This is a genomic window from Nonomuraea antimicrobica (assembly GCF_039536965.1).
Taxonomy (GTDB): Bacteria; Actinomycetota; Actinomycetes; order Streptosporangiales; family Streptosporangiaceae; genus Nonomuraea; species Nonomuraea antimicrobica.
Genome location: NZ_BAAAZP010000187.1, coordinates 63,983 through 90,397, shown reverse-complemented (window position 1 = coordinate 90,397; position 26,415 = coordinate 63,983). Strand labels below are relative to the sequence as shown.

The 26,415-nt window shown below is 70.8% G+C and carries 23 protein-coding genes; 11 read left to right on the top strand and 12 right to left on the bottom strand.

Going from position 1 to position 26,415, the window contains the following annotated elements; genetic code table 11:
• Nucleotides 1-43 precede the first annotated feature (43 nt).
• A complete protein-coding gene (locus ABD844_RS42385; protein WP_344891834.1) occupies nt 44-694 on the top strand; it encodes a TetR family transcriptional regulator in 651 nt (216 codons plus the stop codon).
• 149 nt (nt 695-843) lie between these two features.
• On the opposite strand, the gene ABD844_RS42380 is transcribed toward ABD844_RS42385, so the two are convergent.
• The 9 genes from ABD844_RS42380 to ABD844_RS42340 form a co-directional block, all read right to left on the bottom strand.
• Entirely contained in the window at nt 844-1,143 is a 300-nt protein-coding gene (locus tag ABD844_RS42380) for a hypothetical protein (protein ID WP_344891831.1), read from the bottom strand.
• Nucleotides 1,144-1,408: 265 nt separating this feature from the next.
• The gene (locus ABD844_RS42375; protein ID WP_344891828.1) at nt 1,409-2,014 is read right to left on the bottom strand and encodes a Pr6Pr family membrane protein; all 606 of its coding nucleotides are present in this window, start codon (nt 2,012-2,014) and stop codon (nt 1,409-1,411) included.
• Nucleotides 2,011-2,292 carry a ribosomal maturation YjgA family protein gene (locus ABD844_RS42370; RefSeq protein ID WP_344891825.1) on the bottom strand — a complete coding sequence of 94 codons (282 nt, stop codon included), beginning with the start codon at nt 2,290-2,292 and terminating at the stop codon, nt 2,011-2,013. The genes ABD844_RS42375 and ABD844_RS42370 overlap by 4 nt, the downstream gene beginning before the upstream one ends.
• 515 nt (nt 2,293-2,807) lie before the next feature.
• A complete protein-coding gene (locus ABD844_RS42365; protein ID WP_344891822.1) occupies nt 2,808-6,236 on the bottom strand; it encodes a ComEC/Rec2 family competence protein in 3,429 nt (1,142 codons plus the stop codon).
• A 1-nt stretch (nt 6,237) separates the two neighbouring features.
• The gene (locus ABD844_RS42360) at nt 6,238-6,654 is read right to left on the bottom strand and encodes a ComEA family DNA-binding protein (protein WP_344891819.1); all 417 of its coding nucleotides are present in this window, start codon (nt 6,652-6,654) and stop codon (nt 6,238-6,240) included.
• A 904-nt stretch (nt 6,655-7,558) separates the two neighbouring features.
• Nucleotides 7,559-8,962 carry a DegV family protein gene (locus ABD844_RS42355; RefSeq protein WP_344891816.1) on the bottom strand — a complete coding sequence of 468 codons (1,404 nt, stop codon included), beginning with the start codon at nt 8,960-8,962 and terminating at the stop codon, nt 7,559-7,561.
• Between the two features lie 13 nt (nt 8,963-8,975).
• On the bottom strand, nt 8,976-10,184 hold the full coding sequence (gene hutI / locus ABD844_RS42350; protein WP_344891813.1) for an imidazolonepropionase: 1,209 nt from the start codon (nt 10,182-10,184) through the stop codon (nt 8,976-8,978).
• A 621-nt stretch (nt 10,185-10,805) separates the two neighbouring features.
• Nucleotides 10,806-12,227 carry a GTPase HflX gene (gene hflX, locus ABD844_RS42345; protein ID WP_344891810.1) on the bottom strand — a complete coding sequence of 474 codons (1,422 nt, stop codon included), beginning with the start codon at nt 12,225-12,227 and terminating at the stop codon, nt 10,806-10,808.
• A gap of 99 nt (nt 12,228-12,326) precedes the next feature.
• Complete coding sequence (locus ABD844_RS42340) at nt 12,327-13,004, bottom strand: DUF4097 family beta strand repeat-containing protein (RefSeq protein ID WP_344891807.1); 678 nt, start codon at nt 13,002-13,004, stop codon at nt 12,327-12,329.
• 167 nt (nt 13,005-13,171) lie between these two features.
• On the opposite strand from ABD844_RS42340, the gene aceB reads away from it, so the two are divergent.
• The 8 genes from aceB (at nt 13,172) to ABD844_RS42300 (ending at nt 22,287) form a co-directional block, all read left to right on the top strand.
• A complete protein-coding gene (gene aceB / locus ABD844_RS42335) occupies nt 13,172-14,749 on the top strand; it encodes a malate synthase A (RefSeq protein WP_344891804.1) in 1,578 nt (525 codons plus the stop codon).
• A 28-nt stretch (nt 14,750-14,777) separates the two neighbouring features.
• Nucleotides 14,778-16,214, top strand: a complete 1,437-nt coding sequence (locus ABD844_RS42330) for an FAD-linked oxidase C-terminal domain-containing protein (protein ID WP_344891801.1) — start codon at nt 14,778-14,780, stop codon at nt 16,212-16,214.
• A gap of 8 nt (nt 16,215-16,222) precedes the next feature.
• The gene (locus ABD844_RS42325) at nt 16,223-17,389 is read left to right on the top strand and encodes an FAD-binding oxidoreductase (RefSeq protein WP_344891798.1); all 1,167 of its coding nucleotides are present in this window, start codon (nt 16,223-16,225) and stop codon (nt 17,387-17,389) included.
• Between the two features lie 5 nt (nt 17,390-17,394).
• Complete coding sequence (locus tag ABD844_RS42320; protein WP_344891795.1) at nt 17,395-18,603, top strand: (Fe-S)-binding protein; 1,209 nt, start codon at nt 17,395-17,397, stop codon at nt 18,601-18,603.
• Entirely contained in the window at nt 18,600-19,346 is a 747-nt protein-coding gene (locus ABD844_RS42315; protein ID WP_344891792.1) for an IclR family transcriptional regulator, read from the top strand. The genes ABD844_RS42320 and ABD844_RS42315 overlap by 4 nt, the downstream gene beginning before the upstream one ends.
• Before the next feature lie 18 nt (nt 19,347-19,364).
• Entirely contained in the window at nt 19,365-20,105 is a 741-nt protein-coding gene (locus tag ABD844_RS42310) for an IclR family transcriptional regulator (protein WP_344891789.1), read from the top strand.
• 3 nt (nt 20,106-20,108) lie between these two features.
• Nucleotides 20,109-20,321, top strand: coding sequence for a DUF2277 domain-containing protein (locus tag ABD844_RS42305; protein WP_344891786.1), 213 nt, complete (start codon nt 20,109-20,111; stop codon nt 20,319-20,321).
• Nucleotides 20,322-20,385: 64 nt separating this feature from the next.
• Nucleotides 20,386-22,287, top strand: coding sequence for a hypothetical protein (locus ABD844_RS42300; protein WP_344891783.1), 1,902 nt, complete (start codon nt 20,386-20,388; stop codon nt 22,285-22,287).
• Between the two features lie 33 nt (nt 22,288-22,320).
• Here the strand turns inward: ABD844_RS42300 and ABD844_RS42295 are convergent, their stop codons facing one another.
• Nucleotides 22,321-22,806, bottom strand: a complete 486-nt coding sequence (locus tag ABD844_RS42295) for a hypothetical protein (RefSeq protein WP_344891780.1) — start codon at nt 22,804-22,806, stop codon at nt 22,321-22,323.
• Nucleotides 22,807-22,898: 92 nt separating this feature from the next.
• Here ABD844_RS42295 and ABD844_RS42290 point away from each other — a divergent pair, with 92 nt between their 5' ends.
• Together ABD844_RS42290 and ABD844_RS42285 are read left to right on the top strand one after the other, a co-directional pair.
• Nucleotides 22,899-23,579 (top strand): response regulator transcription factor, encoded by a 681-nt coding sequence (locus ABD844_RS42290; RefSeq protein ID WP_344891777.1) that lies wholly within the window; start codon nt 22,899-22,901, stop codon nt 23,577-23,579.
• Nucleotides 23,576-24,838, top strand: a complete 1,263-nt coding sequence (locus ABD844_RS42285) for a sensor histidine kinase (RefSeq protein WP_344891774.1) — start codon at nt 23,576-23,578, stop codon at nt 24,836-24,838. Before ABD844_RS42290 ends, ABD844_RS42285 begins: the two co-directional genes overlap by 4 nt.
• 12 nt (nt 24,839-24,850) lie before the next feature.
• Here the strand turns inward: ABD844_RS42285 and ABD844_RS42280 are convergent, their stop codons facing one another.
• Both ABD844_RS42280 and ABD844_RS42275 read right to left on the bottom strand, forming a co-directional pair.
• Nucleotides 24,851-25,642 (bottom strand): endonuclease/exonuclease/phosphatase family protein, encoded by a 792-nt coding sequence (locus ABD844_RS42280; protein ID WP_344891771.1) that lies wholly within the window; start codon nt 25,640-25,642, stop codon nt 24,851-24,853.
• Between the two features lie 33 nt (nt 25,643-25,675).
• On the bottom strand, nt 25,676-26,368 hold the full coding sequence (locus ABD844_RS42275; protein ID WP_344891768.1) for an HNH endonuclease family protein: 693 nt from the start codon (nt 26,366-26,368) through the stop codon (nt 25,676-25,678).
• Between the last annotated feature and the right edge of the window lie 47 nt (nt 26,369-26,415).

Here is a 26,415-nt window from a genome sequence, read left to right as displayed (position 1 = left end):
TAAGCCTACAGAAGGCATCTGCGTTCCAGTTACACTAGAGGCGATGACTGCCGACCTTTCTTCCGCCTCCGAGCCGGGAACGCTCTCGCTGCGGGAGCGTAAGAAGCTCAGGACCAGGACCGCGCTGGTCGATACGGCCCTCGTGCTCTTCACCGAGCGCGGCTTCGACGCGGTGACCCTTGACGAGCTGTGCGAAGCCGTCGAGGTCTCCAAGCGCACCTTCTTCCGGAACTTCGCCAGCAAGGAGCAGGTCGCCTCCGCTCCGCTGGAGGCTCTGTGGAACGGCCTGCGGGACGACGTCGAGCACCTGCCGCTCGGCCGCGTACCCGTCCTGGAGGTGCTGCAGGAGGCGTTGCTCGCGGCGCTCGCCCGGAGGGACGACGGCGGAGCCTGGGTGACCCGCGTACGACGGAGCCGGAATCTGGCCGAGCGCACGCCGTCGATCGCCGCGTACGGGCTTCAGTACTGCGACCACACCAGCGCGGCCGTCGAGGCGACCCTGCGGCGCAGGCTGGGCCTGGACTCTGCCGACCCGCGCCCAAGGCTGGCACTGGACCTGGTGATCGCGTCGTTCCACGCCGCGCTGCGGGCCTGGACGGCCAAGCCCGGCCCGCAGACCCACGCGGGTCTCGCGGCCGAGCTGCGGTCGGTCTTCGCGACTCTCCCCGATGCGCTCACCTTCAGCGGGGCCTGACGAGCGGCCGGCCCGTCCGTCGCGTGCCACCACCGCACAACCACAGCACTCCCGAAGCAGGCATACCACCGATCCCGCCGACAACAGGACCTGCGACAACCCTCTCGTCCTCCCTCCGATGGAGGCACGAGGCCAACTGGCGCTCTCGGCTACGCAGCCTCACTGAGCTTGTGAACGAGAGACGAGCCGGAGGGAGCCATCAGCGCCCTCGATCGGCACCACCGGCCTGAGCGGAAGTTGTCCGTGACGTTGTCGTATGCGCCGTTCCTGTCGGCCGGCCAGAAGTCGAGCAGCACGTTGGCGAGGGGCTGGCAGGCGAGGCCGAAGACGTAGCCGCTGACCGTCAGCGGCGTGCCCGTGCCGGGCAGGACCGCGCGTTGCGGCGGGGTGACGGCCGACGACGAGCCGGTGCGTTGGGTGGCCGGTCGATTGAGGACACCGGACCGCACGCCGAGGCACCCACCTACCCGGCAGTACCGCACGCGGCAGACCGGAAAGTCACCTCCGACAGGCCGTGCCCTGAGACGATCACCCCCAAGAAGCCGTGCCCTGAAGGCGGTCGCTACCGACAAGCCGTGCCCTGGGAGGTCGCCACCGAGAAGCCGTGCCTGGACGGTCGCCACCGAGAAGTCGTGCCCTGAGGGGCGACCGCTACCGAGAAGTCGTGCCCCGGACCAGGTCGATCAGTTCGCGCAAGCGGAACGAAGACGCGGCTCAAGCGTTCGCCGGTACGGCCGTCGCCGGAACGGCCGTGAGCCGATGGACGCCAAGCAACGCGTAGCCCAGCACCACGAAGGCGGCCAGCGCGGCGACCGCCACCGCCGCGACCGTCGGCCAGCCCAGTCGCTCCACGTCCAGGAAGGGGTAGACGTAGCGGCGGGGCAGGTTGGGGGCGGCGATCAGCACGAAGCCGCCGTACAGGAGCGGGTAACCCAGCCAGGCGAACGGCGCCGCCCAGCGCACCCGGCGCGACCGGTCGAAGGTTGCCCAATCGACCAGCGCCATGACCGGTGTCACGTAGTGCAGCAGGAAGTTGCCCACCCCGCGCACGCCGCCGCCGTCCAGCAGCGCCAGCGGGTTCGCCAGGTCGCGCGAGATGTAGTTGACCAAGCAGGTGACCAGCAGGTACAGGGTCACCGCGCCCTTGGCGTCGGCGAAGCCCGAGCTCCTGCGGCCGTTGACCAGCCGCCACCCGTAGTAGAGCGCGAGCATGACGTTGCTCTGCACTGTGAAATACGCCCACGGGCGGCCGATCGACGTCGCCAGGCACACCAGGCCCGCAACGGTCGCCGTGACCAGCAGGATCCGCCACGCCGTCATCCGGCCCTCCGTAGCCAGAACGTGTGCGCGGCACAGGCCACCCCGGCGCCTGCCGCGTACCAGAAGAGGTCAGGCGGGTTGAACGTGCTGCCCAGGATCGGCCGCAGCAGGGCCGGGATTTCCCCGAGCTGGGCGAACTCGATCACCCAACTCGCCCCGGCCGCCAGCACCGCCGCCACCCAGGGACGCGTCCTGGGGAGGATCAGCACCACGAGCGTGTAGATCAGCACGGTGTAGAGGGCGTCGCCCGCGTACTTCGACACAGGGCCGTCGAACAACGCACGCACTCCCAACCCGACCGCAACAGTCAGGACGGCTACACAGAAGACGGGCAGGCGGGACATCAGATCACGTTAGCGCCAAGAGCAGAACGATTTACACCGCACCCGGAAACGACGGTGAACGGATTTCCGTCAATCGGCTCATCCGGCAGACGCCCATGTCAATGGACTCTGAGATTTCCCCGATGGCGGACTTGAGATGTCCCCGCTGGTGGACAGCAGTTCTCCCCAGGGTGGACACGGTTTCTCCCCGGGGCTGGGGTTAGTTGAGTGGGACGAGATCGATCCGATGCGATTCCCGATTCCCGATTGCCGCACGCTGCCCGGCTACCCACCACCTGCCCGGCTGCCCCACCTGCCCACCTGCCCACCTGCCCGCCTGGCCGCCTGGCCGCCTGGCCACCTGGCCACCTGCCCGAGGGGACCTGCCGCCCATTGCCGGAGGCCACGGGCAGTCCTACCCTCGCCGAGCGATCGCCTGAGCCGGATCGACGTGCATGGCGAGGAGTGGGCTAGGGACCGCGAGGGACTATGGCCATGCGTCCGTCCTCCCCTTCCACGATGGCGAGGTCTCCTGACTGGTCGGTTCGGTAGACGGTGAGGCCGAGCCGGTGGAGCAGGCGCAGGGTGGACGTGGCGGGATGGCCGTAGTCGTTGTCGGCACCGACGCTGATCAACGCCGTTCGGGCACCGAGGGACGCGAGGAAGGCGGGCGACTGCCTGTTCGATCCGTGGTGCGGGGTTTTGAGGATGTCGGCCCGTACCGTGAGCCGGTGCAGGAGTTCGTCTTGGGCCTCGGTTTCCAGGTCGCCGCCGAGCAGGATCGAGCCGGCTCGCCAGCGTACGTGGAGGACCACGCTTGAGTTGTTGATCGCGCTGCCCTCCCCCAGCCCGTTCATCTCGCCTCGGGCGGGGTCGGGAGCCAGCACGGTCACCTCCGACGGGCCGAAGCGCCAGCGTGTTCCCGGAGCGACCGTCCCTTCGGGTATTCGGTGCTGCCGGAGCACGGCCGAGATACGGTCATCCGCGCGGCCACCGGTCACCGGAGGGCCTACGACCACAGCCCCGACGCGCCGGTTCCTGAGGACTCCGGGAAGGCCGTCCACGTGATCGGCGTGGGGATGCGTGAGGACGAGCAGAGGGACGTCGTCAACGCCGACTCTCCTGAGGCACCGGTCCATGGCGATCGGATCTGGCCCCGTGTCCACCACGACGCCTCGACCCGGCCCGGCCGAGACGACGAGACCGTCCCCCTGCCCCACGTCGCACATCACCATCAACCAGTTCCTGGGTGGCCAATGACCGGCGATCGGCCGGACCACCAGTACCGCCACCAGGACGGCGGCGGCCACGGTCACGGCAACGGCGCGCCACGCGCGGCGTCGCAGGATCGGGATCGCGACGGCCACGGCGAGCAGGAGCAGTGCCAGCCCCGCGAGACCCGCGGGCCATGGCACGGTGGCGAACGGCAGATTCACCGCCCAGCGGGCGACCGTGACGATCCAGCCCACCGCGTACCCGGCCGGGATCACCAGCAGCCGTGCGCCGTCGGGCCACAGAGGTGCCACCAGCGCAGCACCGAACCCCAGCAAAGTCGCGGGTGCCACAGCCGGGGCGACGAGCAGGTTGGCGATCACGGCGACCGGGGTTACTTGTCCCGACATCAACACCAGGACAGGCGTCACAGCCACCTGCGCCGCCGTCGGCACCGCCACCGCCTCGGCTATCCAACGAGGCAGACGCCACCTCCGGCACCCCACACCATCTGGGCCCCTTTGGCGCTTCGCATGGTCAGGGGGTTCGTGGTTCTCACGGTCAGGACGCGTATCGCGCCCTTCACTCCCGCGACCTCTCCGGCACTCCTCAAGCTCACCGTGCCCCTGGCACATCTCAGGCTCGTGGTGCCCCTGACACATCTCAAGCTCAGGGTGCACGGCCAGCTCGGGGTGCCCTGGGTGCATGGCCAACTCGCGATCCCCCGGGTGCATGGTCATCTCACGGTGCCCCGGGTGCGCCGCCAACTCCTGGTGCCTCGGGTGCGTCGCCAACTCCTGGTGCCTCGGGTGCGTCGTCAGCTCACGGTATGTCCGGTGCTTCTCAAGCGCATGGTGCTCCTGATGTGTCTCAAGGTCGCGGTACCGCAGGTGCGTCTCGTGCTCTGGGAGCTGCTGGCGGGGCGTCCGGTTCAGGAGGGTAGGGATGTTGGCACGTCGAGGTTCGTCGGGCGGGGCTTCAGGCCGGTCGCCCGCTTCTTCCAGGATCTCGTCCGTGGCGGACGTGCTCTCCGCCGCCGCCCTCCTGTTCCCCTTCGGGGGCGGCGTCCAGAGCCCTTCGGCCGCCATCCGGCTTGGTGTCCTCGCCGTACCCTTCGCGTCCGGCCCTCCCTTCGGCTGCTCGTCCGTTGAACGTGTCGGGGCAGGGGCTGAGTCGGTCTCCTCGTCCCTTGGGGTTGTCAGCCTGTCTCGCCAGCGTGGGGCGAGGATGAGGATGCCTGCGGTGGCGGTGACCGAGAGCGCGAAGCCGTAGGAGCGGGCCAATTCCGGGGCGAACAGCACCAGGAAGAGGACCGTCGCAGAAAGGGCCGCGACCCCGTCCTTCGAACGGCCTGTGCCCATGGCGACGGCGGCTGCCAGGCCCATGAGGAGAGCCCGAAGCACGCTGGGGGAAGGGCGCGCCACCACGGTGAACGCGAGCATCGCGAGCGCCGCGAAGGCCGCCCGGAGGGGAAGCGGAAGACCGATCAGGCGGGACAGGGCGAGCGCCGCACCTGCCACTATCGCCAGATTGGCCCCGGATACGGCGTTCAGATGGCTCAGGCCGGCTTCCCTGAGGTCGGAGGTCACCTGAGGGTCCATGCGGGAGACATCGCCGACCACCAGGCCGGGGAGGAGGCCGCGTTGTTCGGGAGGGAGGACGTCGGCAGCGGATCTGAGGCCGGATCTGAGGGCTCCGGCGGCTGTTTGGAGGGTGGATGGGGGTGTGAGGACCCGTGGTGGGTCTCGAACCAGCAGGAACGCCGCCGCCAGGGTGCCGTGGGTTGGTTTCGCCAGACGACCGGTGACCTCAACCTGTTGGGTGGGCAGGAGGGCACTCCACGACCGTCCGGTGGCGAAGACCGTGATGGGGACGTTGACGGACTGTCTGGTCGTGGAGGTTTGGATGATCTCGAGGGTCGCGGAGATCACATAGCTTTCTTGAGCGAAACGCATGGTCCCATTCGGCCTGCGTTTGGGGTCGTCGGTCAGGGCGATCTGAGCGGTGATGAACGCGTTCCTGTGGGCGAGGTCTGCGGCGGGACCTGTGGTCACGGCATGGACGCGGAAAGCCACCGAGGCAGAAGCCGCCGCAGTGCAGATAAGGGTGGCTATCGTGATGTTGCGCCATGGGGTGGGTCTGACATTACGCCGGGTGGTGTGCGGGTGGGTGGGGTGGCGTCCGGTGGGGTCGGCCTTGTGGTGGGCGAGGTGACGTCCGACGGGATCGGACTCGTGATGGGCGAGGCGACGTCCAACGGGATCGGACTCGTGATGGGCGAGGCGACGTCCAACGGGATCGGACTCGTGATGGGCGAGGCGACGTCCAACGGGATCGGCCTCGTGGTGGGTGGAGTCTGTGGCGGTGGCGTCGTGGCTGGTGTGCTTCTTTTCTCCGTGGGCGGGATGATCGATGGCGTGCTGTCTGGTGCGCTTGGGCCCGACGTGTCCGGGTGGGGCAGCGGGCACTCTGGTTAGCCAGGCTGCGGTTGCGGAGGCGATGAGGGCCGATGCCGCGGCCATCATGCCCACCGGTGCGGGGCAGCCCAGGAGGATCAAGGCGCTGGCCCAGGCGGCCAGGGCGGGGAGGGCCAGAGGCCAGGAGCGCTTTCCCTCGTCGGTGGTGTCGGGGGCGCTCTGGAGTTCGAGGATGGACCGGCGCTGATCTTCGGCTGGCGGGACGGGCATGTCAGACGCGGACCTTCGGCTTGATTTCCTCGAACTTTCTCGGACCGATGCCGCTGACATCGCGAAGCTGGTCGACGGTGGTGAAGCCGCCACGGCTCGTACGGAACTCGGCGATGCGTGCCGCCAAGACCTCCCCTACGCCTGGGAGCTGTTCCAACTGATCTGTTGTGGCGGAGTTGAGGTCGAGGACGACGGACGCCGGGTCTGCGCCCATGGGCGAACCAAGGGCCGCCTGGCCTGCTGGTGCACCGACGACTATCTGCTCACCGTCGATCAGGCGTCTGGCCAGGTTGAGCGGGCCTGTGGAAGCCCCTCGGGACGCCCCGCCCGCCGCTGCCACCGCGTCCGTCACCCTTGCGCCTACGGGGAGCAGGTAGACACCCGGTTTGCGGATCTTGCCCGCGACGTGAACGGTCACCTTGGTGACGGCGCTGGTGGAGGACGGGGTGACGGGTGCGATGGGATGGAGGGAGGTTGGGGGTGGCAGAGGCTGTGGGGAAGGCTGCGAGCGCCAGACGACGAAGACGGCTACGGACGTTGCCACGACTCCTATGGCGAGGAGGACGCGTAGGCCGGGCTTGCCAGGGTCTAGGGACGGGCTCTGGGCGTTGAGGAGCTTACGGAGGGTTTGGAGGGAGGTGGGGAGGGCGGATGTGGAGGCGGGCGGCGTTTTGAGCGGCAGTTGGGGTGGAGGTAGCGGTGTCGAGGCCGGTGGCGGTTGGAGCTCCGAGTGGGGTGGCGCTGCTTCAGGTCGGTGAGATCCCGGAGGTGTTGTGTGGAGGGACGAGTATTCCGATAGCTCAGGTTGTGGGGGCCAGGCTGGCGGTGGTGGGAGCAGGGTGTCGTTGGCGTCGTGAGTGTGGGCGTTGTTGAGGTTTGAGCTTTGGTGGAATCTCGGGGGCCGGGTGCCTGCGGGGTCGATGGAAGGCTGCGGCCCTGGTGTGAGCTGCGGCCCTGGTGTGAGCTGAGCGGCTGGTGTGTTGTTTCGGGCTTCCTGACGGTGCTTGTCGTGCTGACTGCTGTGGGATGTGGTCCGGCTTCCCGTGGCCCAGCCTGGTCGTGCCGGCAACCGGCGGGAGCGGCGGGCAGGCGCGATGATCGACCGTAGCCGGGATTCGGCTATGGCCCGCTCTGCCGTCGGGTCGGGGGTTCGCACGGCAGCGAAGGTACGGCCTGAGCGCCTGGCTCCGAGGAACCGAGCGGGGTTCTGGGGATGAGGGGTGAGGCGGGACGAGGTGGTTGTGGATAACGCTGGCCGACGCTCAGGCGTTGCAGCCCACATCCCGGTGGATGGTGGGCGGCTGGAGTTGCAGGGGCGGTGGTCAGGGATTGGCGGACGTGACCGTGACGCCGAGCATGCCCGGCCCCACATGTACGCCGATCACCGCCCCCACCTCCACGATCCGCAGGTCCACCAGCCCGGGTACGCGCGTCGTAAGCCGTTGCGCCAGGGACTCCGCTCGGTCCTTCGCCTCCAGATGTTGCACTGCCACCTCCACCGGCCGGTCCCCAGCCGCCTGTACCGCCAGGTCCTCCAGGCGGGCGATGGCGCGCGAGGCCGTACGAACCTTCTCCAGGAGGGAGATACGGCCGTCCACGATGTGGAGTAAGGGCTTGATCATGAGGGCGGAGCCGAAGAGGGAGGCCACCGTGCCGAGGCGGCCGCTGCGGCGAAGGTAGTCGAGGCTGTCCACGTAGAAGTACGTTCGCGTGGACGCCATGCAGCGGCGGGCGGCCGAGACCACCGCCGCCAGCGGAGGACCGCTCGCCGCCGCGCGAACGGCGGCCAGGACCGGGTAGCCCAGGCCCATGGCGATCGACCGGCTGTCGAGCACCTCCACCGGTACGGGAGCGTCGCGCGCGGCGGCGCGAGCCGACTCCACGGTGCCTGACAGCTCGCCGGACAGGTGAATCGAGACGATACCCGTGGCACCGGCTGCCGCCAGGCTGGAGTAGCACGAGGCGAAGCGGGCGGGGGAAGGGCGAGACGTGACGGCGAAGGAGAGGTCGCCGGTGAACGAGTCCTCATCGGACGAAAGGGAGGAGGAGGTGACGGGAGGGTGGCAGGTGACGGGAGGGTGGGAAGTGGCGGGATGTGCAGAAGCCGGGTGGGCGGAAGCCGGGTGGGCGGGGTCAGCCTCGCTGGACGTGTCTTCCGCTAACGACGGCCGCCGGACGTTCGCGAGGGACCCACCCAGCGAGGGGCGATCGTCAGGTGTGGATAACGCGTTCTGTGGTGGTGGTGGTGGAGGGGAGTCGTCGCCGCTTGCGGAAAGAGGCGTAGGCGCGGAGTGGTCGTCGCCTTTGGACGACGACCGCAGTGATGGCGGCGTGGGGCTGTCGCCGTTGGCCGACGGCACGCTCGGTGCTGTTGGCACTGGATCATCGAGGTTTGCGGAAGACGCAGACGGTGGCGTTTGAGGTGACGTCCCCGCTCCAATGCCTCCGTGCGTGCCCTCCGCAATCGGCGGCGAGCCCACCCCCACGCCACTGGACCCGTCCTCCGCTGACGACGGCGGGTGGGGCTCGGCGCCGCTACTCGTGCTCGTGTCGTTCGCGAAGGACTGGCGCTGGCCGCTGGGATGCGGATCTTCGCCCCCGTACGGTGCCCCACCCCCGTACGCCCCCGAGGCCCGGACCGTCACCTGGACGGGCACCACGAACACCCCAGGCACCGAACCCAGGTAAGCGGTCGAATCCGTGACAACGGCAATCCAGGGCACCATAACCCGAGATCAACTACTGGACCGGTGTCCCACCCCGCCACACGCGGCGTGGCTTGAGGCCGAAGGACCAGGCGAAGGCGCCCTCGTGGTCGGCGTCCCACTGGACGATGTCCGCCAGCCGCCCCGGTGCCAGGACGCCGCGGTCGGGAGCGCCCAGGACCGTGGCGCCGCCGAGCGTGGCCGCGCGGAGGGCGTCGTTGACGCTCATCCCGAACGCCGACACCGCCATCGCGATGACCAGGGACATCGAGGTGATGCCGCAGTAGCCGGGGTTGTGGTCGCTGCCGAGGGCGATCTGGACGCCGTGCTTGATCATCTGGCGGACCGGCGGGAGGTGGCCGCGCTGGAGGGCGGTGGCGGGGCAGACGACGGCGGGGACGCCGTAGCGCGACATGATCGCGATGTCCTCGTCGGACATGTGGTGGAGACCGTCAGCAGAGGCGCAGCCGAGTTCGGCGGCGAGCTGGACGGCGCCGCGGCGGCTGAAGAGGCCGGCGTGGATGCGCGGCAGCAGGCCGACGTTGCGGCCGGAGGCGAGGACCCAGCGGGACTCCTCGGTGGTGAAGTGGCCCTCGTCGCAGTAGACGTCGACGCTGTCGGCGCCGGCCGCCGCCGCGTCGGCGCACCACGCGCCCACGGCCTCGACGTATTCGCGCTGCCTGCCGAAGTATTCCGGCGGCACCACGTGCGCGGCCAGGAACGTGACGTGCACCCGCGGCATCATCGGCTCCTTCTCCAGCTCGCGCAGGAGCCGCACGTCGGCGAGCTCGCCGTCGCGGGTGAGGTGGTAGCCGGTCTTGGCCTCGACGGTCGTGGTGCCGCTGAGCAGCCAGCCGCGCAGCCGCTCGCGTACGCCGTTGCACAGCGTCCACGGGTCGGTGCCGCGGGTCACGGTGACCGTGGAGCCGACGCCGCCACCGGCCGCGGTGATCGAGGCGGAGGTGGACCCGCCGGTGCGGATGGCCAGCTCGGCGTAGCGGTTGCCGGCGTAGACCGGGTGCGTGTGGGCGTCGATGAGGCCGGGCGTGACCAGCGCGCCGCCCAGGTTTTCGACGTGGTCGACGTCGACGATGTCGTCGACGACGCCCGGCACGCTCTGCGGCAGGTCGGGTGCGCGGCCGACCCACGCGATGCGATCGTTGTGCACCAGGATGGCGGCGTTGCTCAGGACCTCGTTTCCGGTCCAGAGGCGGCCGATGTTGGTCAGAAGTCGAACGGTCACCGCATCACCACCCAGCGCGACCCCTCGCACGGGTGCAGAGCGCAGTGCACGGCCTGCGCCGCGCCCACTGAGTCCGCTCCGGGTCCGGACGACATGGGGGGTCTCCTGCTCTCATCCGCATCGATGTTGTGCGGTGACCGTATCGCCGGACGCATGATCCGGCGATTTCAGTTCAGTTACGTTATTTCACATGTCGGGCTGGTGTACAGGGTTATTCGGAAGAAAGACCTCTCTTCACAACCGTAACGCAGCCCTACCTTGTCCCCATGGCCCCCGTTGACGACTTCGACACGTGCAGTCATCATCTGAAACCTTGAACCCGAAACCCAAAACCTGACCAACGTTAGGTCTGGCCAATCCTAGCAACGCCAAGGGGTCGCCTACCACTGCCGCTTTTGGGCATACCTGTGCGCTTTTAGGCGAGAGCTGCCCGGCCATACCGGTAAGTCATGGTCACGAGTTCCAGCGGACAGCGTCTGACCTGGTCCGAGCGGCCAGGGACGAGAAGCCGGCGAGCCACAGGCGGGATGCCGGGCCGGGCCGGGACGACCCCGGCGCCCGAGCGACCCCGCCTGACGCGAAACGACCCCGCCTGACGCGAGACGGTCTAAAGCCCTGACGCTAGAACACCCGCTCCACCGGCTTGCCCACCCGCAGCAGCTCCTGCGACAGGCTCGACAGCACGCGGGCGTGCAGGATCGTGCCGTCCTCCACGTGGTCCATCGAGAGCACCTCGCCCTCCTTGTGGGCCCGCGAGATCAGGTCGCCCCTGTCGTACGGCACCAGCAGGTGCACCTCGTGGTCGAGCCGCGGCAGCCGCTCCTCGATGAGCGCCATCAGCTCGGGGATGCCCTTGCCGGTGCGCGCCGAGACCACGATGCTGTCGCGTTCGCGCCTGGCGATGCGGTCGAGCACCTCCTGGCTCGCGGCGTCGGCCTTGTTGATCACCACGATCTCGGAGATCCCGGCGGCGCCGTCGATGTCGGCGAGCACCTCGCGCACCGCCGCGAGCTGGCCCTCGGGGTCGGGGTGCGAGCCGTCGACCACGTGCAGGATCAGGTCGGCGTCGCCGACCTCCTCCAGCGTGGAGCGGAACGCCTCGACGAGCTGGTGCGGCAGGTGCCGGACGAAGCCGACGGTGTCGGCGATCGTGAACAGCCTGCCCTCCGGCGTGCGCGCGCGGCGCACGGTCGGGTCGAGGGTGGCGAACAGCGCGTCCTCCACCAGGACGCCCGCCCCGGTGACGCGGTTGAGCAGCGAGGACTTGCCCGCGTTGGTGTAGCCGGCGATGGCCACGGCCGGGACCTCGCGCCGCTGGCGCTGGTGGCGCATGGTCTCGCGCGAGGTGGACATGCCGCTGATCTGGCGGCGCAGCTTGGACATGCGCTCGCGGATGCGCCGCCGGTCCAGCTCGATCTTGGTCTCACCGGGGCCGCGGCCGCCGATGCCGACGCCGCCCGCGGCGCGACCGCCGACCTGCCGGGACAGGTTGCCACCCCAGCCGCGCAGGCGCGGCAGCAGGTAGGAGAGCTGGGCCAGCTCGACCTGGGCCTTGCCCTCGCGGCTCCTGGCGTGCTGGGCGAAGATGTCGAGGATGAGCGCGGTGCGGTCGATGACCTTGACCTTGACCGTCTCCTCGAGCTGGCGGAGCTGGCCTGGGGTCAGCTCGCCGTCGCAGATCACGGTGTCGGCGCCGGACGACTCGACGACGTCGCGCAGCTCAAGGGCCTTGCCCGAGCCGATGTACGTGGCCGGGTCGGGCCGTTGCCGCCGCTGGATGAGCCCGTCGAGCACCTGCGACCCGGCCGTCTCGGCCAGGAGCTTCAGCTCGAGAAGGGAGTTGTCGGCGTCTTCGGCCGTGCCCGAGGTCCAGACGCCGACGAGGACGACCCGTTCGAGTCGTAGCTGCCGGTATTCGACCTCGGAGACGTCCTGAAGTTCGGTGGAGAGGCCCGCCACCCGGCGCAGCGCCTGGCGTTCCTCGAGGTCCATGTCGCCGGTCTCGAACGCGTCGAACTCGGAGTATTCGTGCATACGTGTCATCTCTATGAGGGAACGTCTGGACACCTCGGTGTCTTCCCACGATGGTGGCATGACATCCCCGACGCCATCACCTGGTTATCCGGGCAGCTCAACAGACTGTCAAGACACGGTGACGTCGCCGGAGCCCGCGGTGATCGAGATCTTGTTCGGTGCGGAGGCGTCGGTCCTGACCGAGATGTTGCTGTCGCCCGACCCCATGTCGCTCTTCACGGCGTAGGCGCCGTCGGGGACGTCGAGCGTGATGTCCCCCGAACCGGTGTCGAGCTCGGTGCTCTCGGGCGCGGCCAGGAACTCGAGCTCGACGTTCCCCGACCCCGACTTGGCGAACACCTTCTTGCCCGTCAGCCCGGCGGCGTCCGCGTCGCCGGAGCCCAGGTCAAGTTCGAGCGGCCCGCTGAGGCCCCTGAGCGTGAGGTTGCCGGAACCGGCGCGCAGGTCGAGGTGGAGGCCCTTGGGGACCTCGATCTCGTAGTCGACGCTGCAGTTCCCCCGGCACTCGTAGGTGAGGAACAACTCCCCCGCCTCGACGTTGTGCTCCGGCACGGGCTTGTCGTCGCCGCGCCAGCGGAGGGTCTCGACGACGCGTACGGCGGTGCCGTCGGTCTCGTTGATCACGGCATCGCCCGAGCCGCTCTTGAGCTGAAGCTTGGTCACCTTGTCGGTCACCTGGTACGAGGCGCTCTCCTCGTTGCCCGGCCCGGCGAGGCTCGCGAGGCCGCATCCGGTGAGCAGCACGGCGGAGGCCGCCAGCGCGCCCGCCATCGCAATCGTCTTCATGCCGGAATCATGTCGCGCCCGCCGGGTCGGCCACATCGGGGAACACCCGGAAGACGCCCGGGGATGTCCCCAACCTTTGACCCCCGAAGATCAGGGGAGTAGCGTCGTTTCCACAATCCAGAATGCTATTTCCATATTGTGGAAACACCGTGGAAAGGAAGAAGCCCATGGAGATCACCGGCCCGATGCTCGACCGGTTCGACGAGATCCTCACGCCGGAGGCGCTCGATTTCGTGGAGGCTCTCCAGCGGGAGTTCGGCGCCAGGCGGCTGGAGCTGCTGGAGCTGCGCCAGACGCGCCAGGCGGAGCTGTCGGCGGGCGGCACGCTCGACTTCCTGCCGGAGACCAAGAAGATCAGGGAGGCCGACTGGCAGGTCGCGTCCCCTGCGCCCGGCCTGGAGGACCGCCGCGTCGAGATCACCGGCCCGGTCGACAAGAAGATGACCATCAACGCGCTCAACTCCGGGGCCAAGGTGTGGCTGGCCGACTTCGAGGACGCCAACTCTCCCCTGTGGGAAAACTGCGTGGTCGGTCACCTCAACCTGCGCGACGCGCTCGACCGCACGATCGACTTCGAGGCGGGCGGCAAGGCGTACGCGCTCGGGCCCGACGACGAGCTGGCCACGGTGGTCGTGCGGCCCCGCGGCTGGCACCTCGACGAGAAGCACGCCCGGGTGGACGGGCGGCCGGTCTCGGGGTCGCTGTTCGACTTCGGGCTCTACTTCTTCCACTGCGCGCAGCGGCAGATCGACAAGGGCAAGGGCCCCTACTTCTACCTGCCCAAGATCGAGTCGCACCTGGAGGCCCGGCTCTGGAACGACGTGTTCACCAGGGCGCAGGAGCTGCTCGGCATCCCCCACGGCACCATCAGGGCGACGGTGCTCATCGAGACGTACCCGGCGGCGTTCGAGATGGAGGAGATCCTCTACGAGCTGCGCGACCACTCGGCCGGGCTCAACGCGGGCCGCTGGGACTACCTGTTCAGCGTGATCAAGAAGTTCCGCACCCGGGGCCGCGAGTTCCTGCTGCCCGAGCGGAACGCGGTGACGATGACGGCCCCGTTCATGCGCGCGTACACCGAGTTGCTCGTGCGCACCTGCCACAAGCGCGGGGCGCACGCGGTCGGCGGGATGGCGGCGTTCATCCCCTCGCGCAGGGATCCCGAGGTCAACGCCGTGGCGCTGGAGAAGGTGCGGGCGGACAAGACGCGCGAGTCGGGCGACGGGTTCGACGGCTCGTGGGTGGCGCACCCCGACCTGGTGCCGATCTGCCGCGAGGTGTTCGACGGCGTGCTGGGCTCGCGGCCCAACCAGCTCGACCGGCTGCGCGAAGACGTGAACGTCTCCGCGGCGGAGCTGCTGGCCGTCTCCGAGACGCCGGGCGAGATCACCGAGACGGGTCTGCGCAACAACGTGGACGTGGCGCTGCGTTACCTGGCCGCCTGGATGGGCGGGCTGGGCGCGGTGGCCATCCACAACCTCATGGAGGACGCCGCCACCGCCGAGATCTCGCGCTCGCAGATCTGGCAGTGGATCCACAACGACATCACGCTGGCCGACACGGGCGCGCAGGTGACGAAGGAGCTGGTCGAACGAATCATCTCCGAGGAGCTGGCCAAGATCTCGCAGGAGCCCGGCTACGACCAGGCAATGTTCGGGCAGGCGACGGCGTTGTTCAAAGAGGTGGCGCTGGACGACGACTTCGCGGAGTTCCTGACTCTTCCCGCCTACGCCAGGATGCCGTAGAAAGTCGTAAAGCGGAGGTGATCGGGTGATGGACACGCTGGTGGCGGCTCTGCGCACTCTGCTGCCCCACGACTCGGTGATCACCGACCCCGTACGCCTGCGCACGTACGAGTGCGACGGCCTCACCTACCACCGGGCGACCCCCGGCGTGGTCGTGCTGCCTGGCACGGCCGAGCAGGTCGCCCGCGTGGTACGGCTGTGCAACGACTTCGGCGTGCCCTTCGTGGCCAGGGGCGCGGGCACCGGCCTGTCGGGGGGCGCGCTGCCGCGCGAGGACGGCGTGCTGATCGTCACCTCCAAGATGCGTTCGATCCTGGAGATCGACCTGGACAACCGCCGGGCGGTCGTCGAGCCCGGCGTCACGAACCTGGCCATCACCGAGGCCGTGCGCGACCGCGGCTACTACTACGCCCCCGACCCCTCCAGCCAGCAGGTCTGCTCGATCGGCGGCAACGTCGCGGAAAACTCCGGCGGCGCCCACTGCCTGAAGTACGGCTTCACCGTCAACCACGTCGAAGCCTGCGAGATCGTCACCCCCGACGGCGACCTGGTCACGCTCGACCGCATGGACCCCGGCTACGACCTGCTGGGGGCGTTCGTGGGCTCGGAGGGCACGCTGGGCATCGCCACCAAGGTCACGGTGCGGCTGTGCCGCGCGCCGGAGGCCGTGACCACGGTGCTGGCCGCGTTCGAGAGCATCGAGCAGGGCGGGCAGGCGGTCTCGGCGATCATCGGGGCGGGCATCGTGCCGGCCGCGATCGAGATGATGGACGCGCTGGCCATCGAGGCGGCCGAGGCGGCGGTGGCCTGCGCCTATCCCGAGGGCGCGGGGGCGGTGCTGATCGTCGAGCTGGACGGGCCCGCCGCCGAGGTCGACCGGCAGTTCGCGCGGCTGCGGGAGATCTGCTCGGGGGCGTTCGAGCTGCGCGTGGCGGCCGACGCGGGCGAGCGGGCGGCGATCTGGAAGGGCCGCAAGTCGGCGTTCGCGGCCGTGGGGCGCATCAGCCCGGCCTATATCGTGCAGGACGGCGTGGTGCCGCGTACGTCGTTGCCCACCGTGCTGGCCGCCATCGACCGGCTCTCCCTGGAGCACCACATCAGGGTGGCCAACGTCTTCCACGCCGGCGACGGGAACCTGCACCCGCTGGTGCTGTTCGACGACGGGGAGCCGGGGGCGGGCGAGCGGGCCGAGGTGGTCTCGGGCGCGATCCTCGACCTGTGCATCGAGCACGGCGGTTCGATCACGGGCGAGCACGGGGTCGGGGTCGACAAGTCCCGCTACATGACGAAAATGTTCAGCGCCGACGACCTCGACACCATGCAGCTCGTCCGGTGCGCGTTCGACCCCCAGGGGCTGTCCAACCCGGGCAAGGTGTTCCCCACCCCGCGGCTGTGCGGTGAGGTGCCGGGCGTGCGCAAGGGCGTGCACCCGCTGGTCGAGCAGGGGAAGGCGGAGCAGTTTTGATCGGCGGCGTGACGGTCAGGCAGGCGGGCGCGGACGACGCGGTCGGCGGGGTGCGCCCGCGGTGGGTGGCGCTGCCCGAGACCGTCGAGGAGGTCGCGGCCGTGCTGCGGGCGTGCGCCGGGCAGGACCTGGCGGTGGTGCCCGCGGGCGGCGGCACGAAGCTGCACTGGGCCCCGCCGCCCGAGCGCTGCGACGTGCTGCTCGACCTGTGCTGCATGAACGAGATCCTGGAGCACGCCGCCGGTGACCTCGTGGTGCGCACGCAGGCCGGGGTGACGATGGGCGCGCTGGCCGGGGTCCTGGCGGGCAAGGGGCAGGAGCTGGCGCTCGACGTGCCGTTCGCCGAGCACGCCACGGTCGGCGGCACGCTGGCCGCCGCGCCGCCGGGCCCGCGCGCCTTCCGATACGGTGGCGCCCGCGACCTGCTCATCGGCATCACGGTCGTGCTGGCCGACGGGACGATCGCCAGATCAGGCGGCAAGGTGGTCAAGAACGTCGCCGGCTACGACCTTGGCAAGCTGTTCACCGGCTCGTACGGCACGCTCGGCGTCATCGCCGAGGCCACGTTCCGCCTGCACCCGCTGCCGCCCGACCGCCGCTGGGTGGTCGCCAGGCTCGATCGCGCCGAGACGCCGCGGATCGCCGCGGCGCTGGCCGCCTCGCAGGCCGAGCCGAGCGCGGTCGAGGTGGACCGGCCCGACCCCGGCGGGCCGATCACGCTGGCCGCGCTGGTCGAGGGCACGGCGGCCGAGGACAGGGCGGGGACGCTGCGCGAGCTGATCGGCGCGGGCTCGGTGACGCGGGAGCGGCCGCCCTGGTGGGGGCTGATCCAGCGGGACGAGGTGCTGGTCGAGGTGCGCTTCCCGCCGTCGGCCACGGGCGCCGTGCTCGACGCGGCGGCAGAGGCCGGGCTGCCGCTGCGGGGCTCGCCCGCCTCCGGGCGGGTGCTGCTGGAGTCGTGGCAGGCCGTGGAGGAGGACGAACTGGTCGCCGTGGTGGCCGGGCTGCGGGAGCGGGCCGAGGCGGCCGGTGGGCGGGTGAACGTGCTCGCCGCGCCGTACGAGAGCGTCGAGAGGTGGGGCGACGTGAGCGCGCTGCCGTTGATGCGGCGGGTCAAGGAACGGTTCGATCCCGGGCGCAGGATGTCTCCCGGCCGGTTCGTGGGAGGGATCTGACGACCATGGGCATAGACCCGGAGCTGATCAACGACTGCGTGCACTGCGGATTCTGCCTGCCGACGTGCCCCACGTACGTGTTGTGGGGCGAGGAGATGGACTCGCCGCGCGGGCGCATCCACCTCATGGGGCAGCACGTCGAGGGCACGCCGATCACACCCGAGATGGCCGGGCACCTCGACGCCTGCCTGGGCTGCATGGCCTGCGTCACCGCCTGCCCCTCCGGCGTGCGCTACGACCGGCTGATCGAGCAGACCAGGGTGGAGGTGGAGCGCCACCACGTACGCCCGCCGCGCGAGCGGGCGGTGCGCGGCATCGTGTTCAGCCTGTTCCCCTACCCGCGCAGGCTGCGGCTGCTGCGGCCGACGATGTGGCTGGCCGAGCGGATGGCGCCGTTCCTGACCAGGGTGCACCCGAGCCTGGGGGCGATGGCCGCGCTGGCGCCCCGTGTCGAGCACCGGCAGCGCCTGCCGCGCCTGGTCAGGGCCAGGGGCGAGCGCCGGGCCACGGTCGGGATGCTCACCGGGTGCGTGCAGCGGGAGTTCTTCCCGCAGGTCAACGCGGCCACCGCGCGGGTGCTGGCGCTGGAGGGCTGCGACGTGGTGATCCCGCCCGAGCAGGGCTGCTGCGGGGCGCTCAGCGTGCACTCCGGGCTCGGCGCGCAGGCCGGGCGGCTGGGGCGGGCCACGGTCAGGACGTTCGAGCGGGCCGGGGTGGACACCGTCGTGGTCAACGCGGCCGGCTGCGGCTCCTCGATGAAGGAGTACGCCGAGCTGCTCGGGCGCGAGCCGGGCTTCCGGGTGGTGGACCTGTCGGAATACCTGGCCGAGCTGGGCCCGGTGGCCAAGCGGCACCCCCTGCCGCTCACCGTCGCCTACCACGACGCCTGTCACCTGGCCCACGCGCAGGGTGTCCGGGCGCAGCCGCGCGAGCTGCTGAGCGCCATCCCTGAGCTGCGGGTGCGCGAGATCCCCGAGTCGGCCATCTGCTGCGGGTCGGCGGGCACGTACAACCTGTTGCAGCCGCAGGCGGCCCGCGACCTGGGCGACAGGAAGGCCGGGGCGGTCGCCACGACCGGCGCGGAGCTGCTGGTCTCGGCCAATCCCGGGTGCACGATGCAGATCGCGGCGGCGATGCGGCGCGCGGGCGCCGACATCAGGGTGGCGCACACGGCCGAGGTGCTGGACGCCTCGTTGCGCGGGGTCCCGCTGTGAGCGTCCAGTCGGTCGAGCGGGCGCTCGACGTGCTGGAGGCGCTGGCCGAGCACGGGGGTGAGGCCGGGCTGTCGGAGATCGCGGCCAGGACCGGGCTGCCGTACGGGACCATCCACCGGCTGCTGCGGACCCTGCTGGCCCGCGGCTACGTACGCCAGGAGTCGGATCGGCGTTACGCCCTGGGCGGCGGGCTCGTCCGGCTGGGCGGCGTCGCCGAGGGCATGGTCGGCGTGTGGGCGCAGCCGTACCTGGCCAGGATGGTCGAGCTGTCCGGTGAGACGGCGAACCTGGCCGTGCTCGAAGGCGACTTCATCGTCTACGTGGCGCAGGTGCCCTCGCCGCGCAGGCTGCGCATGTTCGCCGAGGTCGGGCGGCGGGTGCTGCCGCACAGCACGGCGGTGGGCAAGGTGCTGCTGGCCGGGCGGCCGGCCCCGGAGGCGGTCGCGGTGTTCGAGCGCACCGGCATGCCGCGCCGCACCCCCAACACCATCACCGACCTGACCGCCATGCTGGCCGAGCTGACCACCGTCAGGCACCGGGGCTACGCCCTCGACCTGGGCGAGGAGGAGCTCGGCGTGCACTGCCTGGCCGTGCCGGTACGCGACGGCGACCGCGTGGTGGCCGCGATGTCGGTCTCGGGGCCCGCCGAGCGCATCGACGCGCTCGATCGCGACGAGCTGGCCGCGGCCCTGCGCAGGATCGCCGTCGACTTCGGCGGCGAACTCGGCCCGGCCGGCGGCTGAACGCTATTCTGTTGCGCTATGAGCAACAGCGCGTCGGTTCAGTCCGTCGATCGCGCCATCGCGATCCTGGAGATCCTCGCCCGCGACGGCGACAGCAGGGTGACGGACCTGGCGGCGGAGCTGGACGTGCACAAGTCCACGGCCTTCCGGCTGCTGGCGGCGCTCGAACAGGGCGGGCTGGTGGAGCAGAGCGGCGACCGGGGGCGCTACCGGCTCGGGTTCGGCGTCGTACGGCTGGCGGGCGCGGCCACCGCCCAGCTCGACCTGTCGCGCGAGAGCCGTCCTGTGTGCCTGCGCCTGGCGGAGCAGGTCGGCGAGACCGTCAACATCGCGGTGCCGCGCGACGGCGACACGGTCAACATCAGCCAGGTACGCGGCCCCGCCGCCATCAGCGGCCACAACTGGGTCGGCCAGCGCACCCCCTCCCACGCCACCTCCAGCGGGAAGGTGCTGCTGGCCTTCGGCGCCCTGAGGCCGGCGGACGAGCTGGAGTCGTACACGCCGCACACCGTCACCTCACCGGCCGGGTTGGAGCTGGCGGAGATCAGGCGGCGCGGCTGGGCCGCCACGGTGGAGGAGCTGGAGGTGGGCCTGAACGCGGTGGCGGCGCCCATCAGCGGCGCAGACGGGTCCGTGGTGGCCGCGGTCAGCGTCTCGGGGCCGTCCTACCGGCTGACGCAGGACCGGCTGCCGGAGGTGGGGGCGCTGCTGGTGGCGGGCGCGCGGGAGATAAGCCAGCGCATCGGCTATTACGGTTAGGGCATGTGCAGAAGCATCAAGACCCTCCGCCCGCCCTACACCGAGAGCGTGACCGAGGAGGACGTGCGGGCCGCGGCGTTGCAGTTCGTCAGGAAGATCTCCGGGTTCCGCGCGCCCGCGGCGCACAACGCCGAGGCGTTCGACCGGGCCGTCGAGACGATCACCCGGGCCTCTGAAGAGCTGCTGGCCTCGCTCCAAGTTCGCGGGAGTCGTTGACAGGGCCGGTCCGCGGGAGAAGTCTGCCTGGATAGAGCCCTCAGCGACCCCCCAGGGAGCTGCCATGATCAGCGGGTTGTACCAGGGACAGGACGGCGACTCCCGGCTGGCGCTGCGCGTCGACGTCGACGGGCCCAGGCCCACGGGGCGGGTCAGCGGCGACCTCTTCACCGTGACCGGGGCTACCACCTCCTACGCCGGGTCGTTCGTGGTCGGCGCCCCCGGTGTGCGTGACGGGCGGATCGAGGGGCGGGCAGACTTCACGTTCGCCGCCCCGGTGCGCGACGTGCGCGTCACGATCGCCGACGGGGCGGGGACGGCCGAGGTCGCGGGGCGCACGTACGCGGTGTCGTTCGTCTCGGCGTTCTTCCGCAGCGTGCTGCTGGAGCAGGACTCCGTGGCCGGGACCGTGCCGTTCGTGTCGTACCGGACGGGGGCGCTGCCGGGGCCCGCGTCGTCGCCCGCCAGAGGGCTGAGCGTGCGCGCGGCGTACGCGGAGGCGGGCGTCGAGCTGACCCTGGCCGAGCCGGGGGTGATCCCGGTGGACGGCTCGGGCGCGGACCTGGCCTGGGACGACGCCGAGCTGCACCACGCGATGACCCGGCACTTCGGCGCGTTCGGCGACGCGCCGGCCTGGCGGGTGTGGCTGCTGGTGGCGAGCAGGCACGTCGGCGGCTACCGGGGGATCATGTTCGACTCCGACGACGCCCACCAGCGGCAGGGCGCCGCGGTCTTCCACGACGTGATCAAGGGCACGACGCCCGAGTCGCAGCGGGCGCAGTTGCGTACGTACGTGCACGAGTTAGGGCACGCCTTCAACCTGCTGCACTCCTGGCAGAAGCACCTCGCCAGCCCGCCCCAGCCCCTGGGCCCCGACGGGGGCTTCGGCGACCTGTCGTGGATGAACTACGTGCAGAACTACCGCCCCGGCGGCGAACAGGGCTACTGGGCCGCCTTCCCGTTCCGGTTCACCGACGCCGAGCTGGTGCACCTGCGGCACGGCTTCTACCAGGACGTGGCCATGGGCGCGAACGCGTTCGGCGCCGGCGCGGCCGAGATCGAGCCCTTCGAGCAGCCCGTCGAGGACCGTTCGGGGCTGCGGCTGGAGGTGCGTGCCAAGGAGTCGTTCGAGCTGGGTGAGCCCGTCGTGGTCGAGCTCAAGCTCTCCGTCACGGGCGAGCCGCGCGTCACGCACGGCCACCTGCACCCCGACACGGAGTTCGCCCAGGTGTCGATCACCCGGCCGGGCGGCGGGACCGTGCTCTACCGGCCCATGATGCGGCACTGCGTGGACACCTCACCGCAGATCCGGCTGGACGCCGACCACCCGGCCATGTACCGCAGCGCGTACATCGGGCACGGGCGCGACGGTCACTACTTCCAGCGGCCCGGCGAGTACCAGGTGCGCGCCCAGTACGTCGCCGCCGACGGCTCCCTCGTCGTCTCCGCCGCCTGCCCGGTCAGGGTGCGCCCGCCGGTCACCCGCGACGACCAGCGGGTGGCGGAGCTGATGCTGGGCGAGGACCAGGGCAAGCTGTTCTCGCTGCTCGGCTCCGACTCGCCGGAGCTGCGCTCAGGCAACCTGGCGCTGGACGAGGTCATCGACCGCCACGGCGGCCACCCGCTGGCCGTCTACGCGCGGCTGGTCAAGGGACTCAACGCCGAACGGGAGTTCAAGGAGCTGACGCGGGACAACCGGCTGCGCGTCCGGCCGCCGGACCCCAAGCAGGGCATCGAGCTCCTCAGCCGGGTCGCCGACGCGGCCGGCCTCGACAACATCACGCTCAACCTGGTGATGCGGCGGCTGGCCAGGGCCGAGGCGCGGCGGGGCGACCTCGTACGGGCCGGCGCGGTCCTGGACCGGATGGTCGCCACGTTCGCCGCCAAGGGCGTCAACCCCGTCGTCATGGGGCAGATCCGCCGCCAGGCCGAGCTGACGAAGTCGGCACTCGGCGCCGGGCCGTGAGCGACGCCCGCGTGGCGGGCCCGGAACGCCGGGTCACGAGTGGGGCCGGACGGTGGGCACCTCCCCCTGCCCCGCGCCCTCATCCGAGCAGACGATCCTGAGCTTGACCTCCTCGCCCTCGTCCGGCTCGAACTCAACCCTCGCCTCCGAGGCCGGCCCGCGCTCGACGCTGTCCACCGAGTAGCCCTGGGCCGGGCTCCACGAACGCAGCGTGACCAGGCCGTCGGCGCAGGAGGCGATCACGGTCCCGCCCGCGCTGCGGATGAGCCTGTCCTGCGACGTCGGCGTCACCGTGGCACCCGGGGTGGCCTCTGGTGATGCCGCCGCTGACGGTGTGGTGGCTGACGGTGTGGTGGGGGTGCGCGTGGTGGCGGTGGCCAGCGCCGCACGGATCTCCTCCGGGCCCAGCACGTGACTGTCGGCGCCGGTGAGGCCGGTCCCGAGCAGCCCGAGCACCGCCACCGCGGCGCCGGTGGCGGCCGCCGCGGTGGCAGCCCAGGCCACGACGAGTCTCTTCATCCCGCCCAGGCTCCCCCATGTACGGCTAAGGCCAGGTTAAGCCGACGCTAAGACGGCTCAAGCTCCGGCCGGAAACGGTCTACGTTCGTGCTATGGCTGACATTCTGCTCATCGAGGACGACGCGGCGATCCGTACGGCGCTCAGCCGCGGGCTGCGGGAGCTCGGCCATGCCGTCTCCTCCTCCCCCACCGCCCTGGACGGGCTGCGGCGGGCCGTACAGGACCGGCCCGACCTGGTCGTGCTCGACCTGGGGCTGCCGGACCTGGACGGCGTGGAGCTGCTGCGCATGGTGCGGGCGGTCAGCCGGGTGCCGGTCATCGTGGCCACGGCCCGCGACGGGGACGCGGAGATGGTGCCGGTGCTGGACGCGGGGGCCGACGACTACGTGGTCAAGCCGTACAGCGCGGCGCAGCTCGACGCGCGGGTGCGGGCCGTGCTGCGGCGCGCGGGTGGGGCGGCCCCCGAGGCGCCGCTGGCGGTGGGGGCGCTGCGGGTGGACCCGCGGGCGCGTACCGCCACGCTCGATGGCACGGCCCTGGATCTGACGCCGCGCGAGTTCGACGTGCTGCACTACCTCGCCGCGCGGCCCGGCGAGGTCGTCACCAAGCGGGAGCTGCTGACGGAGGTGTGGCAACTCCCGTACGGCGGGGCCGACAAGACCGTGGACGTGCACCTGTCGTGGTTACGCAGGAAGCTGGGCGAGACGGCCGCCGAGCCCCGCTACCTGCACACCGTACGAGGTGTCGGCGTCAAGCTCGTCGAGCCGTCATGAGGCGCTGGCTGGCGCTGCTCGTCGCGGCCACGACGTCGCTGGTGCTGATCGCGCTGCTGGTGCCGATGGCGCTGCTGATCCGTACGGTGGCCGAGAACGGCGCGATGAGCCGGGCCACGGCCGCCGCCGAGTCGGTCGCGGTCGCGGTGGGCACCCCCGATCTGGAGCTGGCGGTGGAGCAGGTCGCGCGTCCCGTGACGGTGTTCCTGCCGGATGAGAGCCCGGACCGGAACACCGTGGGGGCTCCGGCCGCCCGGTCCGACGCCGTACGCCTGGCCGCGACCGGGCGCAGCGTCACCGCCGCCGTCCCCGGTGGCAGGGAGGTGCTGGTCTCGGCGCAGTCGCCGGACGGCACGGCCGTGATCAGGGTGTTCGTGCCGGACGGCGAGCTGACGAAGGGCGTGCGGGAGGCGTGGCTGGCGTTGCTGGTGCTCGGCCTCGGGCTGGTGGTGCTGGGCATCGTGCTCGCCGACCGGCTGGCGCTGGCCGTGACGCGGCCGGTGGACGGCCTGGCGCGGGTCTCGCACCGGCTCGCCGGGGGCGACCTGACGGCCAGGGCCGAGCCCGGCGGGCCGCCAGAGGTGCGCTCGGTGGCGCTGGCGCTCAACCAGCTCGCGGGGCGGATAGACGAACTGCTGGTGGCCGAGCGGGAGTCGGTGGCCGATCTGTCACACCGGCTGCGTACGCCGCTGACCGGCCTGCGGCTGGACGCCGAGTCGCTGCGTGACCCGGAGGAGGCGGCGCGCGTCCAGGCCAGAGTGGACGCCCTGGAGCGGGCGGTGAGCGCGGTCATCACGGAGGCGCGGCGCCGCACGGCCGGGCGCGACTCGTGCGACGCGGCGGCGGTGGTGCGCGAGCGGGTGCGGTTCTGGTCGGTCCTGGCGGAGGACCAGGGGCGGGAGGTGACGGTCTCCCTGCCGGACGGGCCGCTGCCGGTCGCGGTGGGGGCCGAGGAACTGGCCGCGTGCGTGGACGCGCTGCTCGGCAACGTCTTCGCGCACACCCCCGAGGGGGTCGCCATGTCGGTACGCCTCCGGGCCCGCCCTCCCGGAGCCCTGCTGGCCGTGCAGGACGCGGGGCCCGGGTTCGAGCCCGCGCTGCTGGGGCGGGGCAGCAGCGGGGGCGGTTCGACGGGGCTCGGGCTCGACATCGCCCGGCGTACGGCGGAGTCGTCGGGCGGCGGCGGCCTGACGGTCTCCAGACCGGCCGGGGGCGGGGCACGCGTGGAGGTGCTCCTCGCGGCCCCTGAGCCCCGGTAACCCGGCGAGAGGTCAGCGAACCATCCGCATGATGACGGGCCGGTGGTCGGACAGCGTGGTGGAGAGCACGGATCCGCTGGTGGTGGTGACCCCGCGGGTGTAGATGTAGTCGATGCGCGCGTCGCCGAGGGTGGGCTGGGGGGCGTACCTGGCGCCGGTGTCCACCCAGCCCGCGCTCACGAACCGCTTGGACAGCGCGTCCGTGGGCGGCGCGTTGAAGTCGCCGGTGAGGATCAGGCCGGTCCTGGTGCCGAAGTAGTCGAGCACCTTGGCGGCCTGCGCCTCGCGGCGGGCGACCGAGGTCGCCGACAGGCCGGGCGACAGGTGCGTGGTGAACACCCGCACCTCCGCGCCGCCGCCGAGGTCCAGCCTGACCCCGGCCATCGAGCGGTTGACCGGGCAGGTGGCGAAGTCCGTGAGCGGGATCGTCACCCGCTCGACGATCCGGTACGACGACAGGACCGCGTTGCCCGCTTTGCCCGGCTGCGGGGCGTCGCAGGGCCCGACGTCGTCACCGGCGCCGAAGTGGGCGTTGGCGGTGATGTCCCAGCCGAGTTCGTCGGCGAGCTGGCGTACCTGGTCGGCTTCCGGCTTGCGGTGGATCTCCTGGAGTGTGACGACGTTGGCGCCGTTGTCGCGGATCACCTTGGCGATGGCCTTCATGTCGGCGGTCTCGCCATGGATGTTCCAGTTGAGCACGACGACGCTGGCCGCCGCGTTGGCTGCTGCGGACGGTGCGGCGAGCAGGGCGCCGGTGAGGACGGCGAGCGCGGCGATGACGGGGGCACATCTTCTTGCACGCATGCTTTCCGATCTTACGGACATATGTCACATAAGTCAGCAGCTCCCCAGTATCCCCTCCATAGCCGTCTTCTCCGCCGAAGTCACCCATACACCATATTTCGCCTTCACCTCGATCTGCCGGGCGATGTAGGTGCAGCGGTACGCCTTGCGCGGCGGCAGCCAGGTGGCGGCGTCGGAGTCGCTCTTCTGGCCGTTCAGCGGGCCGTCCACGGCCATGAGGTTCAGCGGGTCGTTGGCGAACTCCTTGCGCTTGGCCGCCGACCACTGCTGCGCGCCCTTCTGCCAGGCGTCCGACAGCGGGATCACGTGGTCGATCTGCACGGCCGTGCTGGTGTCCTGGCCGCGTTTGAAGTCGATGGTCTTGCCGCTGTAGGGGTCGTGCAGGGTGCCGGTCAGGACGATGCAGTCCTTGGTGCCGGACTTGAACGTCTCGTCCACGAGGTCGCGCTTGAGTATGTCGTTGCGGGTGTCGCAGCCGTTGCGGTCGACGTCGGACCAGGCGGGGCCGAACTTGTCGCGGTCGAAGCCCGTCTTGGGGGCGCGGCCCTTGACGGCGAGCCCGTCCAGTTTCTCGCGGGCCTCGGAGATCGAGGCCGGGTCCGGTTTCGAGGTCTGTTCGCCGCCCGACTGCGCTTGGAGTCCCCCGCAGCCCGCCAGCGCCGCCACCGCGACCAGACCGGCCGCTAACGCCCGTACCCGCACATCTGCCCCCAGACTTTTCACCATGTTTCCGTAAAGTCTAGGTAATGCCCCGATATAGACCTAGATATAGG

Coding starts and splice junctions, on each gene's coding strand:
- ABD844_RS42385 (WP_344891834.1), top strand. CDS start 44: ATGACTGCCGACCTTTCTTCCGCCTCCGAGCCGGGAACGCTCTCGCTG.
- ABD844_RS42375 (WP_344891828.1), bottom strand. CDS start 2,014: ATGACGGCGTGGCGGATCCTGCTGGTCACGGCGACCGTTGCGGGCCTG.
- ABD844_RS42365 (WP_344891822.1), bottom strand. CDS start 6,236: ATGCCCGTCCCGCCAGCCGAAGATCAGCGCCGGTCCATCCTCGAACTC.
- ABD844_RS42355 (WP_344891816.1), bottom strand. CDS start 8,962: ATGGTGCCCTGGATTGCCGTTGTCACGGATTCGACCGCTTACCTGGGT.
- hflX (WP_344891810.1), bottom strand. CDS start 12,227: ATGACACGTATGCACGAATACTCCGAGTTCGACGCGTTCGAGACCGGC.
- ABD844_RS42340 (WP_344891807.1), bottom strand. CDS start 13,004: ATGAAGACGATTGCGATGGCGGGCGCGCTGGCGGCCTCCGCCGTGCTG.
- aceB (WP_344891804.1), top strand. CDS start 13,172: ATGGAGATCACCGGCCCGATGCTCGACCGGTTCGACGAGATCCTCACG.
- ABD844_RS42330 (WP_344891801.1), top strand. CDS start 14,778: ATGGACACGCTGGTGGCGGCTCTGCGCACTCTGCTGCCCCACGACTCG.
- ABD844_RS42320 (WP_344891795.1), top strand. CDS start 17,395: ATGGGCATAGACCCGGAGCTGATCAACGACTGCGTGCACTGCGGATTC.
- ABD844_RS42310 (WP_344891789.1), top strand. CDS start 19,365: ATGAGCAACAGCGCGTCGGTTCAGTCCGTCGATCGCGCCATCGCGATC.
- ABD844_RS42305 (WP_344891786.1), top strand. CDS start 20,109: ATGTGCAGAAGCATCAAGACCCTCCGCCCGCCCTACACCGAGAGCGTG.
- ABD844_RS42300 (WP_344891783.1), top strand. CDS start 20,386: ATGATCAGCGGGTTGTACCAGGGACAGGACGGCGACTCCCGGCTGGCG.
- ABD844_RS42295 (WP_344891780.1), bottom strand. CDS start 22,806: ATGAAGAGACTCGTCGTGGCCTGGGCTGCCACCGCGGCGGCCGCCACC.
- ABD844_RS42290 (WP_344891777.1), top strand. CDS start 22,899: ATGGCTGACATTCTGCTCATCGAGGACGACGCGGCGATCCGTACGGCG.
- ABD844_RS42285 (WP_344891774.1), top strand. CDS start 23,576: ATGAGGCGCTGGCTGGCGCTGCTCGTCGCGGCCACGACGTCGCTGGTG.
- ABD844_RS42280 (WP_344891771.1), bottom strand. CDS start 25,642: ATGCGTGCAAGAAGATGTGCCCCCGTCATCGCCGCGCTCGCCGTCCTC.
- ABD844_RS42275 (WP_344891768.1), bottom strand. CDS start 26,368: ATGGTGAAAAGTCTGGGGGCAGATGTGCGGGTACGGGCGTTAGCGGCC.